The organism is Rhizobium sp. AB2/73, assembly GCF_020871915.1.
Taxonomy (GTDB): Bacteria; Pseudomonadota; Alphaproteobacteria; order Rhizobiales; family Rhizobiaceae; genus Rhizobium; species Rhizobium dioscoreae.
Genome location: NZ_CP067073.1, coordinates 386,329 through 408,520, shown reverse-complemented (window position 1 = coordinate 408,520; position 22,192 = coordinate 386,329). Strand labels below are relative to the sequence as shown.

The 22,192-nt window shown below is 57.2% G+C and carries 24 protein-coding genes; 15 read left to right on the top strand and 9 right to left on the bottom strand.

Translation table 11 applies throughout. The features are described from left to right. Positions 1 to 90: 90 nt before the first annotated feature. The 4 genes from I8E17_RS27920 to I8E17_RS27905 all read right to left on the bottom strand — a co-directional run bounded on the left by I8E17_RS27920 (position 91) and on the right by I8E17_RS27905 (position 1,725). Positions 91 to 501, bottom strand: coding sequence for a hypothetical protein (locus I8E17_RS27920; RefSeq protein WP_113366075.1), 411 nt, complete (start codon positions 499 to 501; stop codon positions 91 to 93). Positions 502 to 622: 121 nt separating this feature from the next. Next, complete coding sequence (locus I8E17_RS27915; protein WP_113366076.1) at positions 623 to 874, bottom strand: tetratricopeptide repeat protein; 252 nt, start codon at positions 872 to 874, stop codon at positions 623 to 625. Beyond that, positions 865 to 1,143 (bottom strand): hypothetical protein, encoded by a 279-nt coding sequence (locus tag I8E17_RS27910; RefSeq protein WP_113366077.1) that lies wholly within the window; start codon positions 1,141 to 1,143, stop codon positions 865 to 867. The genes I8E17_RS27915 and I8E17_RS27910 overlap by 10 nt, the downstream gene beginning before the upstream one ends. A 189-nt stretch (positions 1,144 to 1,332) precedes the next feature. Continuing rightward, positions 1,333 to 1,725 (bottom strand): Ivy family c-type lysozyme inhibitor, encoded by a 393-nt coding sequence (locus I8E17_RS27905; RefSeq protein ID WP_069614345.1) that lies wholly within the window; start codon positions 1,723 to 1,725, stop codon positions 1,333 to 1,335. Positions 1,726 to 2,080: 355 nt separating this feature from the next. Here I8E17_RS27905 and I8E17_RS27900 point away from each other — a divergent pair, with 355 nt between their 5' ends. From I8E17_RS27900 to I8E17_RS27890, 3 genes are all read left to right on the top strand, one after another. Then, positions 2,081 to 3,007, top strand: a complete 927-nt coding sequence (locus I8E17_RS27900) for a hypothetical protein (RefSeq protein WP_162750869.1) — start codon at positions 2,081 to 2,083, stop codon at positions 3,005 to 3,007. Between the two features lie 166 nt (positions 3,008 to 3,173). After that, on the top strand, positions 3,174 to 4,007 hold the full coding sequence (locus I8E17_RS27895) for a lysozyme inhibitor LprI family protein (protein ID WP_113366079.1): 834 nt from the start codon (positions 3,174 to 3,176) through the stop codon (positions 4,005 to 4,007). A 101-nt stretch (positions 4,008 to 4,108) separates the two neighbouring features. Continuing rightward, positions 4,109 to 4,318, top strand: a complete 210-nt coding sequence (locus tag I8E17_RS27890; protein ID WP_113366080.1) for a hypothetical protein — start codon at positions 4,109 to 4,111, stop codon at positions 4,316 to 4,318. A gap of 208 nt (positions 4,319 to 4,526) precedes the next feature. On the opposite strand, the gene I8E17_RS27885 is transcribed toward I8E17_RS27890, so the two are convergent. Then, the gene (locus I8E17_RS27885) at positions 4,527 to 5,606 is read right to left on the bottom strand and encodes a lysozyme inhibitor LprI family protein (protein WP_113366081.1); all 1,080 of its coding nucleotides are present in this window, start codon (positions 5,604 to 5,606) and stop codon (positions 4,527 to 4,529) included. Positions 5,607 to 6,266: 660 nt separating this feature from the next. On the opposite strand from I8E17_RS27885, the gene I8E17_RS27880 reads away from it, so the two are divergent. Further along, positions 6,267 to 7,292 carry a DUF4424 domain-containing protein gene (locus I8E17_RS27880; RefSeq protein ID WP_113366082.1) on the top strand — a complete coding sequence of 342 codons (1,026 nt, stop codon included), beginning with the start codon at positions 6,267 to 6,269 and terminating at the stop codon, positions 7,290 to 7,292. Between the two features lie 81 nt (positions 7,293 to 7,373). Next, positions 7,374 to 9,263, top strand: a complete 1,890-nt coding sequence (locus tag I8E17_RS27875) for a DUF4344 domain-containing metallopeptidase (protein WP_113397542.1) — start codon at positions 7,374 to 7,376, stop codon at positions 9,261 to 9,263. A gap of 73 nt (positions 9,264 to 9,336) precedes the next feature. On the opposite strand, the gene I8E17_RS27870 is transcribed toward I8E17_RS27875, so the two are convergent. Further along, complete coding sequence (locus I8E17_RS27870) at positions 9,337 to 10,383, bottom strand: helix-turn-helix domain-containing protein (protein WP_229002280.1); 1,047 nt, start codon at positions 10,381 to 10,383, stop codon at positions 9,337 to 9,339. 313 nt (positions 10,384 to 10,696) lie between these two features. Between I8E17_RS27870 and I8E17_RS27865 the strand changes: the two genes are divergently transcribed. Further along, on the top strand, positions 10,697 to 11,287 hold the full coding sequence (locus I8E17_RS27865; RefSeq protein WP_113366085.1) for a TetR/AcrR family transcriptional regulator: 591 nt from the start codon (positions 10,697 to 10,699) through the stop codon (positions 11,285 to 11,287). 277 nt (positions 11,288 to 11,564) lie between these two features. Here I8E17_RS27865 and I8E17_RS27860 read toward each other — a convergent pair whose 3' ends face one another. From I8E17_RS27860 to I8E17_RS27850, 3 genes are all read right to left on the bottom strand, one after another. Further along, on the bottom strand, positions 11,565 to 12,527 hold the full coding sequence (locus tag I8E17_RS27860; RefSeq protein ID WP_113366086.1) for a class 1 fructose-bisphosphatase: 963 nt from the start codon (positions 12,525 to 12,527) through the stop codon (positions 11,565 to 11,567). Between the two features lie 132 nt (positions 12,528 to 12,659). Beyond that, positions 12,660 to 12,833, bottom strand: coding sequence for a hypothetical protein (locus I8E17_RS27855; RefSeq protein ID WP_173004553.1), 174 nt, complete (start codon positions 12,831 to 12,833; stop codon positions 12,660 to 12,662). 238 nt (positions 12,834 to 13,071) lie between these two features. Further along, positions 13,072 to 14,286, bottom strand: a complete 1,215-nt coding sequence (locus I8E17_RS27850) for a pyridoxal phosphate-dependent aminotransferase (protein ID WP_113366087.1) — start codon at positions 14,284 to 14,286, stop codon at positions 13,072 to 13,074. A gap of 109 nt (positions 14,287 to 14,395) precedes the next feature. Here I8E17_RS27850 and I8E17_RS27840 point away from each other — a divergent pair, with 109 nt between their 5' ends. From I8E17_RS27840 to I8E17_RS27800, 9 genes are all read left to right on the top strand, one after another. Then, on the top strand, positions 14,396 to 15,265 hold the full coding sequence (locus tag I8E17_RS27840; protein WP_113366088.1) for a LysR family transcriptional regulator: 870 nt from the start codon (positions 14,396 to 14,398) through the stop codon (positions 15,263 to 15,265). 40 nt (positions 15,266 to 15,305) lie between these two features. Next, complete coding sequence (locus I8E17_RS27835) at positions 15,306 to 16,052, top strand: aspartate dehydrogenase domain-containing protein (protein ID WP_229002258.1); 747 nt, start codon at positions 15,306 to 15,308, stop codon at positions 16,050 to 16,052. Between the two features lie 129 nt (positions 16,053 to 16,181). Beyond that, positions 16,182 to 16,640 carry a helix-turn-helix transcriptional regulator gene (locus I8E17_RS27830; protein ID WP_229002257.1) on the top strand — a complete coding sequence of 153 codons (459 nt, stop codon included), beginning with the start codon at positions 16,182 to 16,184 and terminating at the stop codon, positions 16,638 to 16,640. Positions 16,641 to 16,649: 9 nt separating this feature from the next. Continuing rightward, positions 16,650 to 18,455 carry a hypothetical protein gene (locus I8E17_RS27825; RefSeq protein WP_113366090.1) on the top strand — a complete coding sequence of 602 codons (1,806 nt, stop codon included), beginning with the start codon at positions 16,650 to 16,652 and terminating at the stop codon, positions 18,453 to 18,455. Positions 18,456 to 18,467: 12 nt separating this feature from the next. Further along, entirely contained in the window at positions 18,468 to 18,686 is a 219-nt protein-coding gene (locus I8E17_RS27820; protein ID WP_069614332.1) for a hypothetical protein, read from the top strand. A gap of 53 nt (positions 18,687 to 18,739) precedes the next feature. Then, complete coding sequence (locus I8E17_RS27815; RefSeq protein WP_229002256.1) at positions 18,740 to 19,873, top strand: YcaO-like family protein; 1,134 nt, start codon at positions 18,740 to 18,742, stop codon at positions 19,871 to 19,873. Further along, positions 19,870 to 20,574, top strand: coding sequence for a TfuA-like protein (locus I8E17_RS27810; protein WP_113366092.1), 705 nt, complete (start codon positions 19,870 to 19,872; stop codon positions 20,572 to 20,574). The genes I8E17_RS27815 and I8E17_RS27810 overlap by 4 nt, the downstream gene beginning before the upstream one ends. Positions 20,575 to 20,679: 105 nt before the next feature. After that, entirely contained in the window at positions 20,680 to 20,901 is a 222-nt protein-coding gene (locus I8E17_RS27805; RefSeq protein ID WP_112723970.1) for a hypothetical protein, read from the top strand. Positions 20,902 to 21,360: 459 nt separating this feature from the next. Then, entirely contained in the window at positions 21,361 to 21,675 is a 315-nt protein-coding gene (locus I8E17_RS27800; protein WP_162711900.1) for a hypothetical protein, read from the top strand. The last annotated feature ends 517 nt before the right edge of the window (positions 21,676 to 22,192 follow it).

The window sequence follows — 22,192 nt, the reverse complement described above, 5'->3', positions numbered from 1 at the left end:
TGTCGCGGCCGGCCCAAGCAGCAATCAAACTCCAATAGCAGCAGAAACGTGAGATTAAACACTCGCATGCTCGGCGGGAGCGCGAGAGGCTTAATCGCTTACAGAATTGACGACACGGCAGAGATTGTCGCTCATGTTAGGGGCGACTTGGCCCTGCGGCACCATGAAAAGCGCGTCAACCCGGCTGCCCTTGCCGCTCTTTCTGACGACGACGCGCAGGGTCTGAGGCCGACCCGAACCGGTCGTTTCCTGCTGCGCGGTCAGTGTGCCGAGTTGCTTCTCGACATTCACATCCACAAAACCTTCGGCCAGGACCGCCCGCGAAACCTTATCAAAGGCGACGGCTGGGCTGATTGACGGGAATTCCATCCAGGTCTTATAGGTCACGCCGGTTACAAGCGGAACGCCGGTGCTTTGATAGTGTTGCGAGCATGGGCTGGCAGCGGCGGAGCCGAGAGAAACAGTGGCGAACGCAAAAGCGTAGAAAGCTGTCTTATACAAAACGAAAACGTCCTCTGTTGATGATACGGCGATAGATCCATGGGGAGGGGTAGGACAATCGCGGTGGCCGACCTCATGTGCCGTGCGGCGGCTCGATTCGTGGCGAAGCTGGCGATTAAGTTCATCTTTTCACCGATTCTATTGCCGACAGCATATTGGTGCGGCCTGGATCGTCGGCCGGCGTCAATGCGAGTGCCTTCTGAAAATCGGCCAATGCGGACCTGAAGTCCGATTTGCTTCGATAAACCTCGCCTCGCACGAAATAGGTCGAGTTTGATTGATCTTTGAGCGCCCTCGTATTGAAGGGGTTCAGTTGCAATGCACGGGTATAGGCGTCGATCGCCGCACCGTAATTGCCGTCTTCTACATACAAGCCCCCCGCTCGACATAGGTAACCTCGAAAGTCTGCTGCAGCATGGCTGACAGCTCAGGCTTGAGGGCGATGGCCTTCTCATAATCCCCTTTCGCAAACGCGGCATCGCTTCGCCCCGCATCGGCGAGATCCGATTTTGCATCGAGCTCGAGTGCCCTGCTGAAATACTCCTCAGCCAGATCCAGTTCGTTAGCGTCAATCTTGATATAGCCGGCGCTGCTATAGGCAAGCGATCGATCCGCGTTTGTTTGCCTGTCGTGCTGGGCCATGGTGAGGCAATTCGATAAGGACTTGCATATGGATGTATTGTCGTTTCGCGCAGTCGCAGAGCTGGCGGACGTTGATTGCTGGGTCCCTGTATGCTCGGTTGTTTGCATATCGCTTGCATCCGCGCGCACCGTCGCCGCCAGTCGCACTCCAGAAAGACCGGCAACTGCATTGCGACGCGCAGCACGTGACTACTCCGCCAGGGCCCTATCCAGCGCGGTCTTCTGTGCCTCGGAAGGGTTTCCCAAATAGAGCTTTGGACTCTTCTCGTCCTGGACCTCCGCCCATGCCTGCGTGCCATCCGCTTTAAAGAGAATTGCTGCCTGGCCGTCGTTTGTCGCATGCTGCTTGGCAAGGATGCTGATCGAGTAGTCCACCGAGTCGATGGAGACGGTCTTGACCGGCTCCGCGATGAACCTGTTCTCGTCGCGCACCCAGGCAGGCGTTCCCTTGGCGGATGACAGCATGGCCTTCCACGACCGGGCATGAACCGGGTCCTTCAAAAGATCAAAAAAGTTGATGTCCTTGGCGTGGGCGATGCCCGCGGTGCCGGCAATCGCAAGAATGAATAGGAGCTTACGCATGAATCCGTGTTTGTCCTCTCACGACGGCGGATCACAAAGGGAAGCTCGGCGCCTCGAACGGGACCTTTGTCGCAGTCGTGGTATCCGCATAGCCTGACAGCGTAACCGATGACAGCTGATTTCCGAAATCTGAACGCAAGTGCACTTGTTATGGATGATCCTGCACCGCGCGGACCCTGAATGAGAAAACGGTTTTGGCAGATTTGCGACGCGGCCGGCAATGTCCAGCTATCTCTGGAGAAAGCGATTGCCGGGGATGAATCGGTGCGAACACGCAATTCTGGACGCATGTGCACTCGAGATGGAGGGGAGTAGACCTCACTCGAGTCCGCACGTCTTGAACGGTGCACAGCCGTTGAATAGACATCCCTATATTCTTGCTGATGTCCACGTCTTCGAGGCACTCTTGATCATTCACAAGCGTACTCTCCAACGCTCCGCCGGTCGCGCTTTATTCGTATTAGCCTTTCTTTTGGGTGGCGGTCCGATCGCGGTGGGCCAGGGCGCGGAGGTCGCGCCGAGCATACGATCACGAGTTCCGGGGCTCGAAATCGCGCTTCTATCGCAATTGCCTAAAGCGCCCGCCTCGGCCCGATCCCGGGAGGAATGTGACGCGCTGGTCATTCCGAAGAGCGCGGGCGGAAAGGCGGCCAATGCTCTCGGCTGGGGAGTGACGGGGGAAGCAAAGCTCGGATCCTATGATGCGGTGAGCTTTGCCGGCGAATTTGAGCCTTCGACAGCCGGCGCCTGCGAGATCAGTCAAGGCAATATCGCGCTCTTTAGCGGCACGCGGCTTTTCGTCATCATCTACGCAAATAAGAGCAGCAAGCTATCGATCGGCAGGATCATCGCGGCCAAGGATAGCCTGCGCGTTGTCGATGGCGACCTTGTTCAAACGCCTATTGGCGACGTGCGGCTCGTTGACGGCCGTGCGATTGAACTCGAGCCTCTCGCGAAAGAACAATCCGTCTGCGGTGGACAGGCCATTGTGCCGAACATTTACGGCAAGTCCGTCGCCGAGGCTCGCGCGGCGATCATTGCCGAAGGGTGGGAGCCGTTTCGCAGTCCACCCCCCGCCTATCAGGATTTCGTCGGCGACAATATTCGCAAGAGCGGGATCATCGAGGCGACCGATTGCTCGGGCACGGATCTCGCGTCCTGCAGCTACTATTACCACAAGGGCGACATGGAATTGAGTCTCACCAGTTTTGGTGACGGCAAGCCAACGGTCTCCGACTATGAAGCCACCTGCGAGCGCTCCAAATGGCATAAGGCGAATTGACAACCGCACATGGAAGCTCCCGGCCTTCTTTCCGTCTCCGGTCTGAAACGAACTCATCGTTCATCGGGGAAATGCGGGGAGCTTTCGATGACGGTAAAGATCGACGAGATTGCGATATCACCCAGCCGGATCATCCGGCGGAAGAAGGAAAGGAACGGAAGCCACCATGTGCCGTCATCAATCCATAGCAGGAGTTCGGCTGACGATCGCCGGCCTTCTGGCGATCGTGGGAGTGAGTGCTGCAACTCCTTCCTGGGCAATCGACTGCACCAAGGCGAGCGATCCGATCGATAAGAAGATCTGCGGCAACGCAAGCCTCAAGGCGGCCGACGCCGCCATGGGGCAAGCCTATGCCGCGCTCCTCAAATCGGCGCCAGATCCCGAAATCCGCTCGATGCTGGTGAGTAGCCAGCGTCGTTGGATCGCGGCGCGCAACGAGGGGCTGAAGACCGGCTTGGACGGTTCGGCCATGCCCACCGGAAAGCTGCGGCAAGCGATTACAGACCGCACCGCACAGCTCAGTGATCAATCGGAGAAGGGGTTGATCATGCAAGCCCAGGCGCAGCGCCGCTTTCTGGCGAAATACAGCGGGGGCGCCTTTGCCGGCTTCGATACGAGTTGCGAGTTCATTCCCAACGACAGCGATGGGTCGAGCTATTCCTATCAATGCAGCGGTGCCATGCATGTCCAGAACAAGGCCCGCCTTTGCAGCGCCAGCACGGAATGGGCCAGCTGGTCCCTCTATGAATATCACGCCGTCAGCACCATCGAAGGTGACAATGCGAAACCCACCGCCCTGTGCGGCGATCAATCGGGCGATATTTGCGGTGGCGGCAAGGATGTAACCTGGACGCCGAATCCCGATGCGGATCAGCATTTTCCACCGCCGAAGACGGGCCTTGCCAAACTCGATGTGGAAGGTATCTGGCCGCTGGAAACGACGGATACAGACTGGTTCGACCGGTGCCTGACGAGCGCAACCTATCCGCCGGCACAATGAAGGCAGCTCGAGGCTAAGGACAGAGCGGGCACGAACATGCCGCGCCCAGACCTCAAGCAGGCGACATAATGGCACCTCCCTCTCGATCACAAGGAGAAACAATGGCTATTGTTTTACCAGATAAACCCGTGACCAAGACGACGAGTGCCCGGCGGCCGGCCCCCTTTTCGACCTTCGCCACACGCGCGGCCTATCTGACGGAGAAGCATCGGGAGCAGACGGCCTTGGCCATGCCGAAACCTGTGGCAATGCGGGAGGGCGGCACACATCAAACCCTGGTCTCGACGAAGTGGGTCTCAAGACTCTGGTGAACGGCCGTCTATGAGGCGGAGGTTGACTATCAAAACCGGGCCATGGACGTGCAAACGCAGCGGATCGTCACCAACATTTCCGGGAACGCTATTCCTTAAGTTGTCAAGGTGCGGCCTTAGAGGGACGGTTCAACGCGGCCACTACCTTCCGGCGCTGGAGCCAGCCCCCTAAAGGGCTAGCGTCCAGGAATAATTTTGAGCTTGGCTATCAGGGAAGCCGGCCTTCCAGCTCGGTGGCCCGCTTGGATGTCGTTTGCACCAAACAATCGTCCGCAGCGATCAAAGCGGCCGTACCGCCGTCTTTGTCCACGGCACATTGTTGGTCGCGTTCGGCAATCCAGCCCCGTTGTTCGTCACGCAGCTGCATGGCACTGGGCTGCTTCAGCTTCGCCCGCAGGGTGCGATAGGCTCGATTGAGGCGATCGTCTTGATATTCAAGTTCCGCGCCTGCGCATTCGCGCATGGCGACGGTAACGCCTCCGGATTTGTCGAGGCAGGCCTTATAAGAGGGGCGCGCTGCGTCGACCTGCTTCTGCACAGTGGTTGATTTTGGCGTTCCGGCTTTTTCGGCGGGTGCCTTCTCGTCGGTCCGGTGATAGACCCGAGAAAAACTTACGTTGATGCCTCCGCACATATGATTGTCGCCGACGACAAGATAGCGTCCCAGTTGGGTCATCCTGACCTGGCAGAGGCCTGGGACATTCTTATCCTGATAGGGAAGAAGTTTCTCCGGCCGGCCATCAACGCCCGGCTCATAGCCAAACGCAGCTTGGGACTGCCTGCCATCGATCAGAGCTGCAAACGTGCCTCCCTGTTCACCGTTGCCGAATTGTAGCTTCGCCGTAGCGTCGACGCGGATCTTGTCGCCCTGAGCTTTGGCAACGATTGTTGTATCGCTATCTCCCCACCGCCCGAGCCAATTTGGCGCAGGCGATACCTGGGCGAGCCGCGCCAATGGCAACCATCCCGCGGTTTTGTCATCATAGGACTGTTTTGCGGGGCTCAGATATTCGGCGCAGGCACGATTGCCATCGACCCTGCTCACAACCACCTGATCTCCCGGTAGGAGAAATGCGCCTTTCTTGCAGAACACGGATTTTTCAGGACACTGAAACTCTACTCTGTCTCCCGGCTTGATCTCATAAAGCTGAGCTGTGAGCGGATTGTCGTCCATTGCCTCAAAGCCATAGCAATCCGTCCTTTGCTCGGCCGCGGCAACAAGCGTCGGACTGAACAACACCAGAGTAGACAATAGGAGATGAAAAGAGGCGCCACGCCAGATGTTCATGCTGGTATCCTTTCAACGAGATAGAACGTTGATGGGGCTAGACCTCGCCGCGATTTGTTGTGCTTGCGGAGCGATGTTTCTCCCCACCTAAAATGCTGTTCATCCATATTCATGAAGAGTGACAGGCTCCCTCGTTCGCCCGCGGATGAATACGATCTTCGGGCCTCAACGCGTTTCATCGCGCTTTCAATCTGCCAGAATTGTTATCAGCGGATCGTCTGCACGAGCGGATCGAAAGAGCTGGATATAAAGTTCCGCTCAGCAATTCGCTTCGGCACCCTTACGACACGCGGGAGTTGCCGGCCAGCCGCGTGGATGTGGATTTGAAAATATAGACGGATGTACACTTATAACGGACGCAGGGATATCGGTGCAAAGCAGGCGTTCTGGTAATTGCCGACCGGGCCGAGGTGATCCGGCAGGCAACGGCTCTTGAGAAAAGGCCTGGAGATATCCGGCGTGTGATGATTGAAACCGTTATTGGACGTTGGATTCGATGCTCGAACCGATGAGGAATGCACACCTCCGGAAACCGCGGCTCATAGCTGCGATATCTGTCATCAGTATCCGTCTGGCGTCGCCGATCGCAAGAATAAATCCTGACGCTCCGGCGGCCCCCAAGAACCGGCTTAGCGGAACCTTCTTCTGAAAGATCTAGCAATGCGTTTTATTCCCCTTGCCCTTGGTGCCTTGATACTTTTTTCCACCCATGCCCTCGCGGACGACAGCTCGGCCACGCTGGGGACCGGTGGCTTGATCCTTCAGAAAACCGACAAGATCGCGCTCCTCTCCGAGGATCTCTACCTTTCCGCCGCCGGCATTCGCATTTCCTACCGCTTCCGCAATCTGACGAACGCCGACTATACCACCACCATCGCCTTTCCGATGCCCGCATTTCCAGGCGGAGGCTCCAACTCCACGACTGTCGTTCCCGACCCGGCGAGCGACAATTTCATGAAATTTCAAACCGTGGTCGATGGGCAGCCTGTTGCCTCGCAGCTTGAACAGCGGGCTTTCCTCGTCACGGATGGTCAGCCAGACGAGGAGATTACGGACAAACTCAAGGCGCTGCACATATCCCTGGTGCCGACGGTAGAGGCCACCGAGGCGGCGATTGGCCGCCTGACGAACGCGCAGCGCAAGGAGTTGGTGGATGCCGGTATCTTCGATACCGGCGAGGGCGATTATAACGGACAGCCAGCCTCTCTCTATCCGCTTTGGACGCTGCGATCCAAATATTGGCGGAATCAGACCTTTCCGAAAGGGAAAGAGATTGTCGTACAGCAGACCTATGTGCCTGTCGTCGGCAGTCAGTCGACGCTATCGCTCGGCGCGCCGGACATGGACGCGGATCAGCTCGAATCCTACCGCGAGAAGTTCTGCACCGACGAAACCTTCACGAAGGCGGCCCGTTCCCTCTACAAGCGGATATCTGATGATAATGCCAAAGGTGTTCAGGCGTTCGAGCAATATCTTTCCTATGTCATCACTTCGGGCGGCAATTGGGCCGGGCCGATCGGCAATTTCAAGCTGATCGTCGACAAGGGCGATCCCAAAACGCTGGTCTCCTTTTGCGGCAACGGCGTGAAGAAGATCTCCCCGACGGAATTCGAGATGGATATCAAGAATTATGCGCCTGATCGGGACATCGACGTATTGCTGCTGCGAACCGTCTCCGGACAGTGATTTTCCGGCATGTGCAAGCGCCTCCTCATGTCAAACACGTTCCATCTTACGACAATCAATCCAGAGAACCGGAGCTCGCCCATGATGAATCTTGCCTTGAGGCTTTGCTGCTCCAGGACAATCTTCCTCGCCTTGGCTTTTCTCCTGGCCTTTCCGTTCTCCGTATCGATCCAGCCTGCCCTGGCGCAGTCTTCAAGCCAGGATGTCTCCCGGCCGGATATCGAAAGCACCGGTTCGATCGAGGATGCGCTGAACATTTGGGAGAGGCGCCTCACGCAGGAAGGGCTCATTTTGCTCGGCTACTATAACGGTTTTGCCGACGGCTCCTTCGGACCGAGTGGCCGCAACGCGATTGCAAGCTATCAGCGCGATCATAACCGCCCGGCCACGGGCAGGCTTTCCGCTCCGGACGCGCTTGAACTGGGCAGAACGGCGCTCGATCTGCGCAAGCAATTGCAATGGCGCGCACTGGACAATTCCCTGACGGGCATGACGATCTCCTATCCTGCGGGCCTGCTGACCCAAAGGCAGGGCAACAAGCTCGGCGGTGAGACCCTGCAGACGGAGGACGGCGCCGTCGCGCTGAAGACGGCTCGTTTTGCCAATAGTGGCCCGGGTGATATCGATGCAGTCTACCAAAACCTTGCCAGCGAGCAGGGCAGCACGATCACGTACCAACTCAAGCGTCGAAACTGGTTTATCATCTCGGGTACGACCGGCGATCGAAAATTTTATTCGCGCTTCGAACAGAGAAGCAATGAGATCCGCGGCTATGATCTCAGCTGGAACGCCGACAAGAACAGCAAGATCGTCGAAAACATCTCCGTGTTGATCTCGAACGGCTTTTATCCGTTCGGAGAAAATCCGGCCGACGGCGATCCGAGCTACCCGACACTGACGAAACTTGCGGATCTCGCAAGCGCCGGCAGCCGCGGGTCTGCGTCAAATGGCAATGGCTCGACAAACAGTTCGACCGACGGTGAGGCGCAATCGGAGCAGAGCAATGGTTCGGCCGACGGCCAGACAGCGCAGGCTGGCGGCGATGACGGGCTTACGGAACAGAAGGAGGGCGCGCTGCCACCACCTTCGGACGGCTCGTTGGTGACTTCGGACGGCAAGGGATTGCGTTTCGTCTATCACTATTTTCCGCCGGAAGATCCGAAGCTGAATTACGCTTACAAATGGGCCGTCGATACCCACCTCTTTTTGAACATTCCCGAAATCGACGGTCTCGACGGACTGTTCGTGACGCCGCGTCCGCTGCACTACGTCACGCGGCAATGCGATACGATCAATGCGTTCTACAACAAGAAGAACGGCGCGGTTTTTCTTTGCTATGAGATGATCGACAGCCTCCTGCAGATGGGCAAGGCGCTCTCGAAAGGCGCATCGGACCCGGAGGCGTTGACGATTGAGTTCGTCAAGGACAATCTCCGCTTTATCCTGCTGCACGAATCCGGCCACGCATTGATTGATCTGCTGGATCTTCCTGCCGTCGGCCGCGAAGAGGATTCCGTCGATCAGCTCGCGGCGGTCCTGTTGCTTTCGCATGTCGACGACAATGAAACCAAGAACGATATTGCGCGCGTTCTCCAGCTCGCATCCGTTTGGTTCAAGGTCAACAGCCAGTCGTCGGGCACGCCGGATACAGCCTCATTTGCAGACGAGCATTCGCTCGACGCACAGCGCTACTTCAATCTGCTTTGCATGGTCTATGGCCTTGACCCGGCAAACAACAGCCCCATCGTCGACAATGGCATGCTGCCGAAAGAACGGGCTGCCCGCTGCCCAGACGAAGCTTCCAAGATCAATCGATCCTGGGCGCGGTTGCTGCTCCCGCATTTCTCACCGAGATTTCAGCCTAAGTCGGACGACAGCAGTGGCACCCAGCAGAATGCGGCCGCCTCACAGCAGCCGACAGGCGGCAATCCGCTCGAATGGGACGGAAAGGCCAATCCGTTCGGCAAATAAGTATCGCTGGCATCGGCGCCACCGCACGCGAGGGAGTGACGGACAGGTGTCGGCTATGGCCTGGCAGATATTTTCAATTGCCGGGTACGCCGAAGGGCAAGGTCCAGCCGGAAGGTCGATTATCACGCTCTCGACGGCGATGAGAAGCGGCGTGTTTCAGCGAGGAGCCGTCGCGGATATTTTTCAAGGTGTCGCCAGGAGTATGGCCGAATTCGGCTTTGAAAAGGCGGTAGAAGTATTTCTCGTTGGAGAAACCGTGCCGCCAGGCGATCTCGGCGATGTGAGGCTGCGGCCGATTTGGATCTGCCAGCATCTGGTAGGCGCGGTGCAATCTCCTGCGCTGTATTTGCCGCATGACGCCGCCGCTGCCTTCAAATAGCTGATAGAGTTTTGCGCGTGACACGCCGACGTTCCGGCAAATGCGGTCGGGCGTAAGATTGGCTTCCAGCAAATGTGCATCGACGTAGCGCAGGATTCGATTGAAGAGCGCGTCTCTTATCGGGCTGGCCGCTTCAACGACTGCATCCGGCGTCAGCGAAACCGCGGCAGTCAGAAGCTGCAAGGTTGATTGAACGACATAGGGAATTTCGTGTTCACCCAGGCTTTCAAGGTTTCGCGACAATGAAAGGAGATGGTCTCCAAGGAGACGGCCGACACCGCCTGCAAGAGTCAGCCCATGCAGAAGCTGGGTGCGGCTCGGCAGGAGATCTCTCGGCACCACCAAAGAGATCACTTCACCGGCCGCAATCATGCCTTGGTTCACTTGAGCAGCATCAAGAACGAAAAGATCCCCAGCCGATTTTAGGGGTTGATCCGTGTTCCATCGGCACAGGAATTGGCCGCTCACCATCAAGGTGAAACGGAAGAAATCCTGGCCGTCACTCCGTATATGTCGTTCTGTTCGATTGATCTCATAGGGAGAAAGTAGGACCTGATTGAGCCACCGCCCGGCGGATAGGATAAGAGGACCGAGCGCCGCGCCGCTTGCTTCAGCGTCGAACGTAGTGGGAGCATCGTCACGCAATCTGCAATCGCAGTGGTTGTCACTGACCCAAGCATGAACCCGATCTTTTTCGGGAAAGTCGAGCGTTGAGAAATTGAACATGAAGGTCGAATGCATCTGGGCCACGGGAACTGTCTACTTCAGGCCTATGGCCTTTGAGCGATAGGTAGAGCAACCTGAGAATGCGGCAATAGGTGCGCGATCAAACGTTTTGCGTGCTCGGACAATATCTCCTTCGGCACCCTCACGGCAGGGAAATGCGATGAGATGGCTCCTCATTAACATTCATGGATTCCCGCGAACTTAGGAGACGCCGCCAGCGCCGGTTGCTTATTTAGATAGAACGGTCAGTATATAAAGTCCATATAGGAATTGCTGGACAACGAGGCATAATCTGTCCATTGCAGGCTAAACTTCGCTTGAGGCATCGATGAGCCCGAAAAAAGAGCAACTTATCCTCATTGCGACCGACCTTTTTTCAAGGCATGGCTTTCATCCCGTCGGCATAGACCGCATTCTGGCCGAAGCTGGCGTCGCCCGCATGACGCTCTATAATCATTTCCCCGGCAAGGATGATCTGATCGCCGCCGTGCTGGATCGTCGCTATCACGACATCATGGCCAGTCTTCGGGCATGTGTTGAGCCCATGGCATCGGCGAAGGAACAATTAAGGGCTATTTTTGCCTGGCACGAGACATGGTTCGGCACTCCGCAATTTTCCGGCTGCCTTTTCGAACGTGCACTTGCTGAATTCGGCACCGACTATCCAAACATCTCTGCCGTCGCCATTCGATACAAGAAGACCATGACGGCATGGATGGCCGACATGCTGAAGGCGGTTGTGCCGGAACTTGCGGCTGCGCGCATTGCTTCAATCCTCATGATACTTCTCGACGGCGCGACGATCGACGCACGCGCTTTTCATGATCCGACCATCGCCACAAAGGCATGGAATGCCGCCGAGGCCGTGATCGAGCAGGAAATACTGGCTTCAAAGAAGCGATGTGAGGTCGACATATAGAATTTGGCTGGGCGATGTTTCTTGCCAGGCAGTTCACAGCGGCCCAAATTGCTTCCCGGCATGGGACTCGCGGCCCGTTCGGTCGGGTACAGGGCATCCCAGCCCCCTGTCGATTGCGGGCTGGGATGCCATCCCGGCTAAATGATAGATCGACATGGATTTGCTGACGCCCGAGAGTTCCGCCTCGTTTCTTGAGAGCGGGTAGGACGCAATAATTTCCGCCGCAGTTGGAGGCGGGAGCGGGTCCTCGCCTGTTCAGCGGAATTCCGTTCGGTTGCTACACCGTCTCGATGGTCCGCTCGACACAATACGCGCGGCTGATCTTTTCGACCTCCCGGCGCGAGCCAAAAATCACCGGAACCCGCTGGTGCAAGGAGGTTGGTTCGATGTCGAGGATCGCGGTCTTCCCGGCAATGGCGGAACCGCCCGCGGCTTCGACCAGAAAGCCGATGGGATTTGCCTCATAAAGCAGACGCAGGCGGCCGCCGGAGGCAGGCTTGCTTCGATCGGCGGGATAGAGAAAGATTCCGCCGCGGTTGAAGATGCGATGTGTGTCGGCAACCATCGAACCGACCCAGCGCATATTGTACCCAGGAGTTCCAATGGACCTGTCGACATATTCGGTAATGACGTCGTCCCAGGACGGGCGACGTGCCGCGTTGATCGCAAACTCCTTGGTTTCCGGAACGATCTTGGCATTCGCGGTCGTCATCACGTAGACGTCGTATTGGTCGAGCGTGAAAATCTGTACGCCATCTCCGATCGCAAGCACGAGATTGGTTTGCGGCCCGTAAGCCGCGTACCCCGCAGCCAACTGACTGCGGCCGCTTTTCAGGATCTCAGCCGCGGAGCTAGCCTCGACGACGGAAAAGATCGTTCCGACCGTTACGTTGACATCGAGATTGGAGGATCCATCGAGCGGATCGAAGATCATCGCATATCTGCCAGCGGGATGAATGAGCACTTCGGCATCGAGTTCTTCCGATACGGCAAATGCGACCGCCGGCGATTTCCGGCATGCCTCGAGCATGATCTCGTTGGAAAGTATATCGAGCGGTTTCTGCGTCTCGCCCTGAACGTTGACAGCATCGGTCGCGCCCGTCAGGCCTGACAATGACGAGCTTCTGAGCTTGCCCGAAATCTGCCGGGTAGCCTCGGCAATATTGCGAAGGATGGCGACCATGTCCTCATTCAACAATGTTCCCTTATGGGCATCGAGATAGGCTTCGAATGTCGTCATCAATGTCTGTCTCCTGCGGAAGTGTATCGTTACGGAATCAAGCAATGCCCGGCGGATGCCAACAACGCGGCCAGCGCCGAGGTCAAGCTTCGGCTCTCCACACTCGAAGGCTTAATGGAGGAACGATCAGGTCTACCACGCGGTCCGGGCGGTGCTGAGCGCATATGAAAGGCACGACGAAACGTGCGCGGCGAGGGGTTTGACGGTGATGGCGCAGTTTCCTGGGCAGAACAGCTTATGCGCGTTCAGGTGCTTCAGCAGCTCATCGACAGTACGTTTGTCTGTAAGCGGAAATGAAATCGTCATTGCGCGTTTCCTGAGAACGGACCGAACAGCCTGAGGCAATTAGGGCTGATTTTCTTCGCGCCGCAACAAGAATTTTTTAATACGCAAATTAAAATCGATTAGCTTCGTATCTCGCTTTTTTAAAATCGATTTAAAAACTGCGCGGTCGGATTTGACATCCGCGCGGAGCTCATGATGCGTGTTGTCGACTCGATATCCGCGAGCAGGGAGCCTTCATGCTATATTGCGGAGCTCTGTTTCATGCGCGATATCGATCGACAAGCGAAACGAGCCGCTCCACCGCGGCTACCGCGGCGGCGTGGTCCTGCGAGAAGTTCAGGCGCACACTGCTGTCGCAGAAAGGGCTGAACTCGGTGCCGGGCGTTACGATGACGCTTGCCTGCAACCGGAGGATCCGCACAAAATCCTTGCCGCCGACGGCAAGGGGAGGCAGTTGCGGGAAAATATAGCTTCCTGCCTCGGTGGTGCGAACCTTGATATCCTTGCCCGCGCGAAATAGCCCGAGGAGATCATTCCGAATGGCCTCATGTTCGCGCACGCGCCGATCCATCCAGCCTTGCGGTTCGTTGAACCAAGTACGGAAAACCGCCTGACTATAGCCGCCGGCGCGCAAGGATACGATCGCCTGCAGCTTTTCCATCCGGTTGATGATCGCCTTCGAGCCGAAGGCGACGCCCAAACGGTAACCGCTCAGCGACTCTGTCTTCGACGGTCCCATGATGGTGATCACGTTTTCCGCGTCGATGGCTTCCGCGCGCAAATGCGCATAATCGACGCCGGAATAGAGCAGCCGCGAATAAAGCTGGTCTACGATGATGGTCGCGCCATAACGGCTGGCCAGGGATGCGATCGCCTTGATCTCTTCACGCGAATAAACGACGCCCGCCGGGTTGTTCGGATTGGAAAACAGGAAAACTTTCGCCCCGGCCGCGAAGGCATCTTCCAGCTGGCCGAGGTCGAGACCCGCGCGCCCCTCGACATTCAGGTAGTCCATCTGAATGGGCATCATATGGCCCTCGCAGAATTCCACCAGCTTGCGGTTGGCAAAATAATCCGGCTGCACCACCGCGACCTTGTCGCCATGCGCGACGGTGGAGGCCACGGCGAGGAACAGTGCGCCCTGCGTGCCGGGCGTCAGAATCATGCCATCGGCGGCGTCGATCGGGGCGCCCGTGAAGCTCGCAAGACTAGGCGCAAGCTGCTCGCGGATCGAGAGATCACCGCGGTATTCGGTATAGGCCTGCTTGCCGCCGGCCTCTACCCCAGCGGTGAAGACTTCGAAAGAGCCTGGCGTCGGCGTAAACGCATCGACGTCACCATGGGAAAAGTCGACCTGACGCCCCGCAATCCGTTCGCCGCGCAGCAGTGCTTCTATGCCTTCGACCTGCTGCCGCACTTCCTGGCCTGGCGCGGCGTCGGTGCCCATGCGCTCGAACTTGGCTTGAATGGTCATTGAAATTCCTTTTATCGGCGAGGGCGTAAGACCGGAAAGCTAGGATAGCTTGGATTTAACGCAATAAAATATGCTTGTCAGTTTCTTCAGAAGATAGAAAATATATCTTATGGACACGAAATTCCTCGAAAGCTTCCTCATCGTCGCCGAATGCGGATCGGTCGCCGAAGCCGCGCGGCGCTTGAATATGACGCCGGCGGCGGTCGCTCAGCGCATAAGGGCGCTGGAGACGGAGCTCGGGCAGGCATTGGTTTCTCGCGTGGGGCGCACGGTCCGACCCACTGCGGCGGGACTTGCCGTGCAGCGCCACGGACCGGCGCTTGTGCGTATGACAAGGGACCTACGAGCAATAGCCGCGGGCGATCTCCCGAGCGGGCAGCTTCGCCTCGGTGCGACGGCGACGGCCATGACGGGCCTCATCCCTCAGATTACCGCGACCCTCAGCGAGCGATTTCGGCAGATCGACTATTTCCTCCAGCCGGGCTCGTCTGTGAACCTCTATCATGCGGTTTTGTCAGGTGAGCTGGACGCCGCTCTCATCATCGAGCCGCAATTTCCGATTCCAAAAGCATTCGGCTGGTCGACCATCCGGCGCGAACCTTTGGTCTTGCTGGCGCCCGCGGACCTTGAAATTCACGATTTTCATCTGGCGCTTACGCAACAGCCCTTCATTCGTTATGACCGCAATCAGTGGGGAGGCCAGATTGTCGACCGTTATCTGCGCCGTCATGCCATCAGCGTGCGCGAATGGGCGGAACTGGACGCGCTGGATGCCATTGCGGCATTGGTCGATCGCGGACTGGGCGTCGCGCTCGTTCCCGACTGGGCTCCGCCGTGGCCGGAGGGGCTGCATCTGCAAAAACATCGCATGGAAGATGGCGAGCTTCGCAATATGGGAGTGCTGTGGGCGAATTCCGGCCCGCGGATTGCGGCCATTCGCGCGTTTGTCGAGGCCTGTGAAGGGATCTCCAACAGTTGAAATCCATGTAGGGGGAATGATGAAATACAGAACTATAGGAATGATTGGCGCAGGCGTGATCGGCAGGAGCCTGTTCGACCATGTCAGCAGTCTGGATGGGGTCGAGGTCGCTTATATTCTCGTATCCGACAAGGATAAATACACGCAGAACGCCGCCATGGCTGCGCTCGTCACGGATGATGCCGAATATGCGCTCGACCGGAAGGCGGACCTTGTGCTCGAATGCGCGACGCCGGCTCTTCTGAGTAGGCTGGGGCCGGACATTCTTGCCCATTCGGAGCTTTGCGGATTCAGTTGCTCCGCGTTGGCGGATCGCACCGTGGAGGCGGCGATGCATGCGGCAGCCAGCAGGAGCGGACGACGCTTCTTCGTTCCGCACGGCGCCGTTCTCGGTCTCGATGGTCTGCGCGATGGTCGTGAGCAGATCGAAGAAGTAGTGATAACCACGACGAAAAGCGGCGCGAGCCTTGGTCAGCCGGCCGATGCCAGGGGAACGCTCTTCGATGGCTCGACCCGCGAAGCCTGCATGCGGTTTCCGCGCAACGTCAATGTCCATGCCGCCGTTGCCTTTGCGGGGATCGGTTTCGACCGTACCCGTAGCATCGTTGTCGCCGATCCCGATACGAAAACGATGCGGCACCATATAGCGGTTTCCGGCAGGGGTCTCGAATGGGATATTTCGGTGAGTTCGCAGTCGCTCGGCGGTGTGACCGGCTCCTATACCCCAGCCTCGGCCATCGGATCGCTGAAGAGAATTCTCGGCGCCGATGTTTTCGCCAACGCCTGACATCGTACGGTAGCCGGGAACCGCTGCGATGAGATATCGCCGATGCGGCTGCAACCGCCAAGAACGATTTCGCTGTGGTCTTGATACGATGATCGGAAGCGTCCTGCCGCCGTGTAAAATTGACTTTGAGTGTCTTGCTGGAAGATTGTGAATTCAAGGGAAACCTGCGAACATGAAAGCAGTTTCTCTTCTGGCGGTTCCCTCATGGATAAAAAAACCGATGTGATCGATGTCGAGGTTGGATTACGCATCCGATTGCGTCGGGAGGAATTGTCAATCGCGCAGGATGTATTGGCCGAGAAGCTTCACATAAGCCCTCTACAGCTCGACAGATGCGAACGCGGCATCGAAAAAATCAGCGCTGGCCGCCTTCTGCGCATTTCAGAACTCCTCGCTGTACCGGTCATGTTTTTCTTCGAAAGCGCATCGGACGATGCCTTTCCTTCCAAGGAGGCGCTGGCCGATTTTCGACTTGCGAAGCATCACAAGGCCGTTCTGCGCACGGCCTTGTCCGGGATCGAGGACAAGCGTTTGCGGGCGAAGATCCTCGCTTTCGTGCAATCATCCAAACCCGACAACGAGCGCTGACCTGGCAAGATGACATTTCATTTAACGACACTCGGCAGCTGCGCCCTTTATGATGAGATGGGCGATCGCGTGAACGTGCCGAAGCAGGCTTTGCTCATGCTGGCCTATCTCTACGAGCGTCGGCAGCCGATGCCGCGGAAAGATTTGGCGGCTTTTCTTTGGTCCAGCAATCTTCAGGCCGCCGGCGCCAATTTGAGGTCGACCCTGCTGCGTTTGGCGACTGCGACGTCCAAATCCCCCCAGCCGCTGATCGGCGGTGTCCCGACGGACATTACCTTGAACTTCCACGCGTTGCGGTGCGATCTGGATGGCATCGAAAATGCGTCCGGCGTTGCCAGGCTCAGCGTGCTCGCCGATGCCGTCGCCAAGACGTTTCTACCGGCTTACGGCAATGGCTCCGGAGCTGTGGCTGTCTGGGTACGCGATGTTCGGGCACGGTTTGCACGGGAGCTGCGAGCAGAATTCTTCAAGGCGATGAGCCAACCTTCCTTGCCTCAAAATCGCGGCGAATTGAAGCGTGCAGCCATGCTTCTGCTGGACTGGGACCAGACCGATGATGAAGTCAGGGTCGCGCTCGGTGAAAAAATCACCTCCTACAGTCAGTTGATTAGCGTAACGAGAGATCCGAATCCCGGCCCGTCGGCTCAGGATATGATTGCGATCACCGACAACGCAGTGCCACGTATCGCTCTGCTTCCTCCCGAGACCCTGGAGGATTCGGAGCGTGCCGGATCGGTCGCCAATGCTGTCATCGAAGACCTGACGATCAGTCTTTGTGTCGATCGAAGCGTATCCGTAGTCGCGCCCTATACCGCTGAGCAGATTCGCTCCTCAAACGACAAGGCCGGACTTCTCAAGCAACATAATGTTGTCTACGCGCTCGATACCAAGAGAACGGGCGACAGCCTTTTCGCGCAGCTGATTTTCATGCCGCGCGACGAAATTGTCTGGGCGACGCGCGTCCAGCTGGACAATGCGGCCATAACAGAACAGCGCAACGCGATCGCCACTGCGATCCAGCACTCCATCATCGAGCGTGTGGGAGCCTTCCACCACATCGTTTCCGACTTTAGCTGCAAGCCGGAAGCCTATTTTGCCTATCTCGAGGGCGTACAATGTCTGTCCCGCCTGAGCCTTCAGAATGTCCGTCGAGCGCGCAAGCATTTTAAGGAGGCGCTCGAGCACGAGCGGGGTTTTGCAGCGGCACTTGCGGGCATTGCCAGAACCTTGACGATGGAATGGGTTCTGACCGCGCGCGGCGATGGCGATCTATTGCATCAAGCGGAAAGAATGGCGGCCGATGCAATCCGGGATGACAACCAGTTTGCCGGAGGCTTCAAGGAAATCGGCGTCACCCGGCTCTACCGGGGAAATATCGACGGCAGCCTCGAGGCCTTGTCGAATGCCGAGAACCTAAGCCCGCATTATGCCGATGTCATTTGTAGCCACGCCGACAGTCTCACCCATGGCGCCAATCCAAGAGCAGCGTTGGAGAAGGTCGTAACCGCTCTCGATCTCAATCCGCTTGCCCCGGACTATTATTACTGGACCGCGGCTGGAGCCAGCTATTTCCTTGGAGAATATACCGAAGCATTGTCCTATCTGGACAGGATGAGAGACGCGGGACCAGCAAGCAGGCTTGCGGCGGCAAGCTGGGCAATGCTGGGGGATCTCGCGAAGGCCAAGATGTATCGACAACGCACCCTGCGCGACAATCCGAATTTCGATGTTGAGGCATGGCTATCCATGATTCCAATCAAGGAAGAGTGGCAGATTGAGCATTACAGGGAAGGCCTGGTGAAGGCCGGTTTTTGAGAGGTAGAGATTATGGCAAGGGCAGTTCTGATTGGAATTAAGGGTGAAAAGGGACTTTGGTTGGCTGACCTCGAAAAGGGGACCATCGTTCGATACACGCGGCGGCTGACGGGCGATCTGGGGAAGGCTGAATCCTGGCGAGCCAAAGGGATCAGAGTGGAGAAAGATGTCGATTTCGCTGTGGCGTTGGCGTCGGCAAGTGACGTGGCTTCGGGCCTCTTTGAAGGCTAGGCACTCGTCGATCGGTGTCAAACAACTTTAGAGCATTCCCTCCTCGCGAAACCTTGTCGAGGGTTTGGCCCTATCTGGGACGACTTGGCATAACCCGTGTTGGCCGCCAGACTGAGCTCGATCGCATAGGCATTCCCGTTTGGTGCGCCTATGCCCCGAATTCCAGGGCGATCGTCATCGCTCAAGGCAAAGGCCTTGACGACATCTCCGCGAAGACATCCGCGGTGATGGAAGCGATCGAGCGATCGGTCGCGACCCAACCTTTCTGTTCAGCGCTCATAGCAAGCCAGAATGAGCTTGCCGCAAGTGGCCATGCCACGGATTGCCTGGAAGATCTGCTGGCGACCGGCGCGCAACCGATTGAGACCATGGAACAGATCAGATGGTCTCAAGCCCACGATCTGGCAAAGAACGCCTCGATATTCGTACCTTTCGAGGCCATTCATCTTGACCGGACGCATGTCAGCCCGCGATTTTGGGTATCATCGGATGGACTGGCATCGGGGAATACTTGGCACGAGGCAGTCCTGCACGGGTTGCTGGAGCGGATAGAGCGGGATGCTTGCGTCCTCTGGAATGTTGGCGATCCGGCGTGCCGGCATGCGCGCCGGATAGATCCGGATAGCATTGAAGATGAGGGTATTCGCGGGATGCTGGAGAAGATTTTCTCGGCCGACTTCGATCTCGCCCTTTTCGATGTGACGAGCGACCTGGCCGTTGCCTCCATCGTCGCGTTGCTGCGGCCGAAAGGCGATGACGGCTCGCTCAGATATGTCGACTTGACCATGGGGGCAGGGGCATCCTTGTCCCCCGATGTGGCAGCAGCCCGGGCCATTTCCGAGGCCGTGCAGTCGCGGATGACCTTCATCGGCGGTGCCAGAGATGATCTTGTCCCGGAGCTGTTCTCACGCCGCGCCGATCCCGACCATCTGCAGTCATTTCAGGCGCGATGCACGACGAACCTGAACGAACTGCCGACGATGTTGGCCACGTCGGCGCAAGATGCGCTCAACCAGCTTGTCGAGAAGCTGTTGGAATGCGGAGTTGACCAGCTTTATGCCATCGAGCTGGCACCTGAATGGCTGCCGGCGTCGGTCGCAAAGGTTTTCGCGCCGCAACTCGAACATCCGGACGGGGATCGCCGCATTCGTCTCGGCAGCCGGGCATTGTCAAAGGGTTTCCTATGAAAGCGATCTTCGTGGGTCCGAGCCTCCCCGATGCAGAAACGTTCGCCGATGACACAATGGTCATACGGCCGCCGGCATCCCAGGGCGACGTTGTCAGAGCACTTGAGAATGGCGCGACCGCTATCGGTCTTATCGACGGCCAGTTCGAGTTCGTCGCGCCGGTCTGGCACAAGGAGCTGCTCTTTGCCTTATCCCAGGGTGTTCCCGTGCTCGGAGCAGCCAGCATGGGAGCGCTCCGCGCGGTGGAGTGCCAGGCCTACGGCATGGTTGGCATCGGGAGGATATTCGGTGATTATGCCTCCGGGCTCCGGGAGGAGGATGCGGATGTCGCTCTCCTTCATGGCCCAGCGGAATTGGGCTATCCCCCTTTGTCGGTGCCGTTGGTCAATGTCGATGCGACAATAGAGACTGCAATTGACCAGGCCATTATCGGCAAGGAAGAGGCTCTGCGGCTCTCCCGGGCGGCACGACGTCTATTCTTCAAGGATCGGACCTGGAGACGTCTTGCCGAAACTGCAGATATGGACATAGGGCAGGTGAGGGCTCTCGTCGCGAAAGCATGGACTGATCAAAAGCGCGACGATGCCATAGAGCTTATACGCGCCATTGCCGAGGCACCGATGCTGGCGCCTATAACGGACTGGTCTTTCAACGCAACTCCGCTGTGGCGCAAACTTTTTCCACAATTTTACCGTATATAATTGGTTCAAAAATACACGCTTTGCGTGTGCAACGCTTTTGCAACGCATCGTGTCGATCGAAATATGCCAATCTACCCTAACGAAATCATTTGTTGGGGCTTGAAAGTGACTGATTTTGAGGGACTGGAACGCCAGGGAGAGATTTTGGCGCTTGCAAAAATGATGCAATATGCCGGAGGCGTCGCAAGTGAGCTGAACGCATCGCAGGCCGTATTCCTTATAAAAGCAGCACAAGCTGCTCTTCTTTCGCTTTTGGAAACCGAGTTCCCGATGCTGTCCGGCGAGCATCTGAACGAGCTTGTCGGCGACGCACATGGTCACTGTTAGCAAGCTCTGTTCTTTCTCTTATTAACGATTGATGTCGCGCTGACACACGGAAACTTCGAGGGATCCAGCTTGCTGAGAAGAATACCGATCAGGGTGGGATGGTCCGTGAGAAAAGTAAGCTCCACCGATACGGCAGGCATCGTCGCGGATTTCAAAGAAGGAAATATGAGGGTTGCGCTTGTAATATTTGGAGCAATCATCGCTGCATGGCTTGCGATTGCCTACAATATCTGCCGTTCGCTGAACTGGCTCTGATCCAAGGCTGGGAATAGGGATCGTGAGGCGACTCCGATCACGCCGGCAAGACAATCGTTGATAGTGGCTATCGCTGTCGCAATCTCATGCTGCTTGATACCGCCAAGTGTACTGGTCCACCCCCAAACTCTATGGGCACGGTCAACGGCGGAAAGAACCTATGAGAACTCGGCCCGCATACGTGGGGTTGCCAGCAGTCTCGCGGTGGAGACGATGATGGAAAGGTTGAAACGCATCGCAAAAGGCGCTTTGTCGCAAAGCGAGCTCGAAGTCATAAAGCGGGTGTTCGACTTAGCTACGACGCAGAGCTGGTTCGATGACGCTCAATACAGCCGTGACGGCTTTGCCGTCGCGCTGATCGACCTGTTTCGATGCGGAATAGTCAATCCGACCCAGCTGGAAAAGATCGCGCTGTTTTGGGCATTGAGCGACTTTTCCCAGACAATGTCGAGCGTTCAGCGAGCTAAGCTGAGATCGCTCTACGGCGGATGCGAGATAGAGAGGGAGGTTTCCTGTTGAAAGAAGCCTAGCACAGAAGCGGATGGCGGCTTAGTGTGTGAGTTCATGCTGAACCGCGACCGGTCTGACTAAATTAATCGGCATGCCGTATCTGAGCGAGCGGTTTCTTAGAGCTTCAAAGCATGACCGTCAGTCGAATATGCGAACTTATAGATCGTCTCGTGGTTCACGGAGATCGGATGGCGTTCCAGGCGCATGCGGCCGGCGATCTGCTGTGGTGACCAACCATGTATGATCCGGTCGATCTCAGATTGCCGGACATGCGAGAAGCGCACTCTCAAAAGAAGGGAATCACAACTCAGCTGATTTGCGAATCCCCAAAGTCAAAAACCGCGACGTGCTTTAGGTGTGTGGTCCCGTAAAAGTGCGTAGCGGTTTTCCGTCCGAATTACGTGAAGACAAAGAGATAGAGCGATTCGGAGATTTCGTGAAAAGCTGAACCGCTCCGAATGGAGGGCGTCCGGCGCCCTCTCATCGCCCGCTTCGCCTCCGAGATGGGTTGGCTGGGTGGCTGAAG

What these genes read in the sequence shown, in the direction of transcription:
- I8E17_RS27890 (WP_113366080.1), top strand. Translation starts at nt 4,109, where the DNA reads ATGGCTATTGTTTTACCAGATAAACCCGTGACCAAGACGACGAGTGCC.
- I8E17_RS27810 (WP_113366092.1), top strand. Translation starts at nt 19,870, where the DNA reads ATGAAAGCGATCTTCGTGGGTCCGAGCCTCCCCGATGCAGAAACGTTC.
- I8E17_RS27850 (WP_113366087.1), bottom strand. Translation starts at nt 14,286, where the DNA reads ATGACCATTCAAGCCAAGTTCGAGCGCATGGGCACCGACGCCGCGCCA.
- I8E17_RS27825 (WP_113366090.1), top strand. Translation starts at nt 16,650, where the DNA reads ATGACATTTCATTTAACGACACTCGGCAGCTGCGCCCTTTATGATGAG.
- I8E17_RS27880 (WP_113366082.1), top strand. Translation starts at nt 6,267, where the DNA reads ATGCGTTTTATTCCCCTTGCCCTTGGTGCCTTGATACTTTTTTCCACC.
- I8E17_RS27840 (WP_113366088.1), top strand. Translation starts at nt 14,396, where the DNA reads ATGGACACGAAATTCCTCGAAAGCTTCCTCATCGTCGCCGAATGCGGA.
- I8E17_RS27820 (WP_069614332.1), top strand. Translation starts at nt 18,468, where the DNA reads ATGGCAAGGGCAGTTCTGATTGGAATTAAGGGTGAAAAGGGACTTTGG.
- I8E17_RS27895 (WP_113366079.1), top strand. Translation starts at nt 3,174, where the DNA reads ATGTGCCGTCATCAATCCATAGCAGGAGTTCGGCTGACGATCGCCGGC.
- I8E17_RS27875 (WP_113397542.1), top strand. Translation starts at nt 7,374, where the DNA reads ATGATGAATCTTGCCTTGAGGCTTTGCTGCTCCAGGACAATCTTCCTC.
- I8E17_RS27860 (WP_113366086.1), bottom strand. Translation starts at nt 12,527, where the DNA reads ATGACGACATTCGAAGCCTATCTCGATGCCCATAAGGGAACATTGTTG.
- I8E17_RS27885 (WP_113366081.1), bottom strand. Translation starts at nt 5,606, where the DNA reads ATGAACATCTGGCGTGGCGCCTCTTTTCATCTCCTATTGTCTACTCTG.
- I8E17_RS27855 (WP_173004553.1), bottom strand. Translation starts at nt 12,833, where the DNA reads ATGACGATTTCATTTCCGCTTACAGACAAACGTACTGTCGATGAGCTG.
- I8E17_RS27865 (WP_113366085.1), top strand. Translation starts at nt 10,697, where the DNA reads ATGAGCCCGAAAAAAGAGCAACTTATCCTCATTGCGACCGACCTTTTT.
- I8E17_RS27835 (WP_229002258.1), top strand. Translation starts at nt 15,306, where the DNA reads ATGATTGGCGCAGGCGTGATCGGCAGGAGCCTGTTCGACCATGTCAGC.
- I8E17_RS27870 (WP_229002280.1), bottom strand. Translation starts at nt 10,383, where the DNA reads ATGCATTCGACCTTCATGTTCAATTTCTCAACGCTCGACTTTCCCGAA.
- I8E17_RS27905 (WP_069614345.1), bottom strand. Translation starts at nt 1,725, where the DNA reads ATGCGTAAGCTCCTATTCATTCTTGCGATTGCCGGCACCGCGGGCATC.
- I8E17_RS27910 (WP_113366077.1), bottom strand. Translation starts at nt 1,143, where the DNA reads ATGGCCCAGCACGACAGGCAAACAAACGCGGATCGATCGCTTGCCTAT.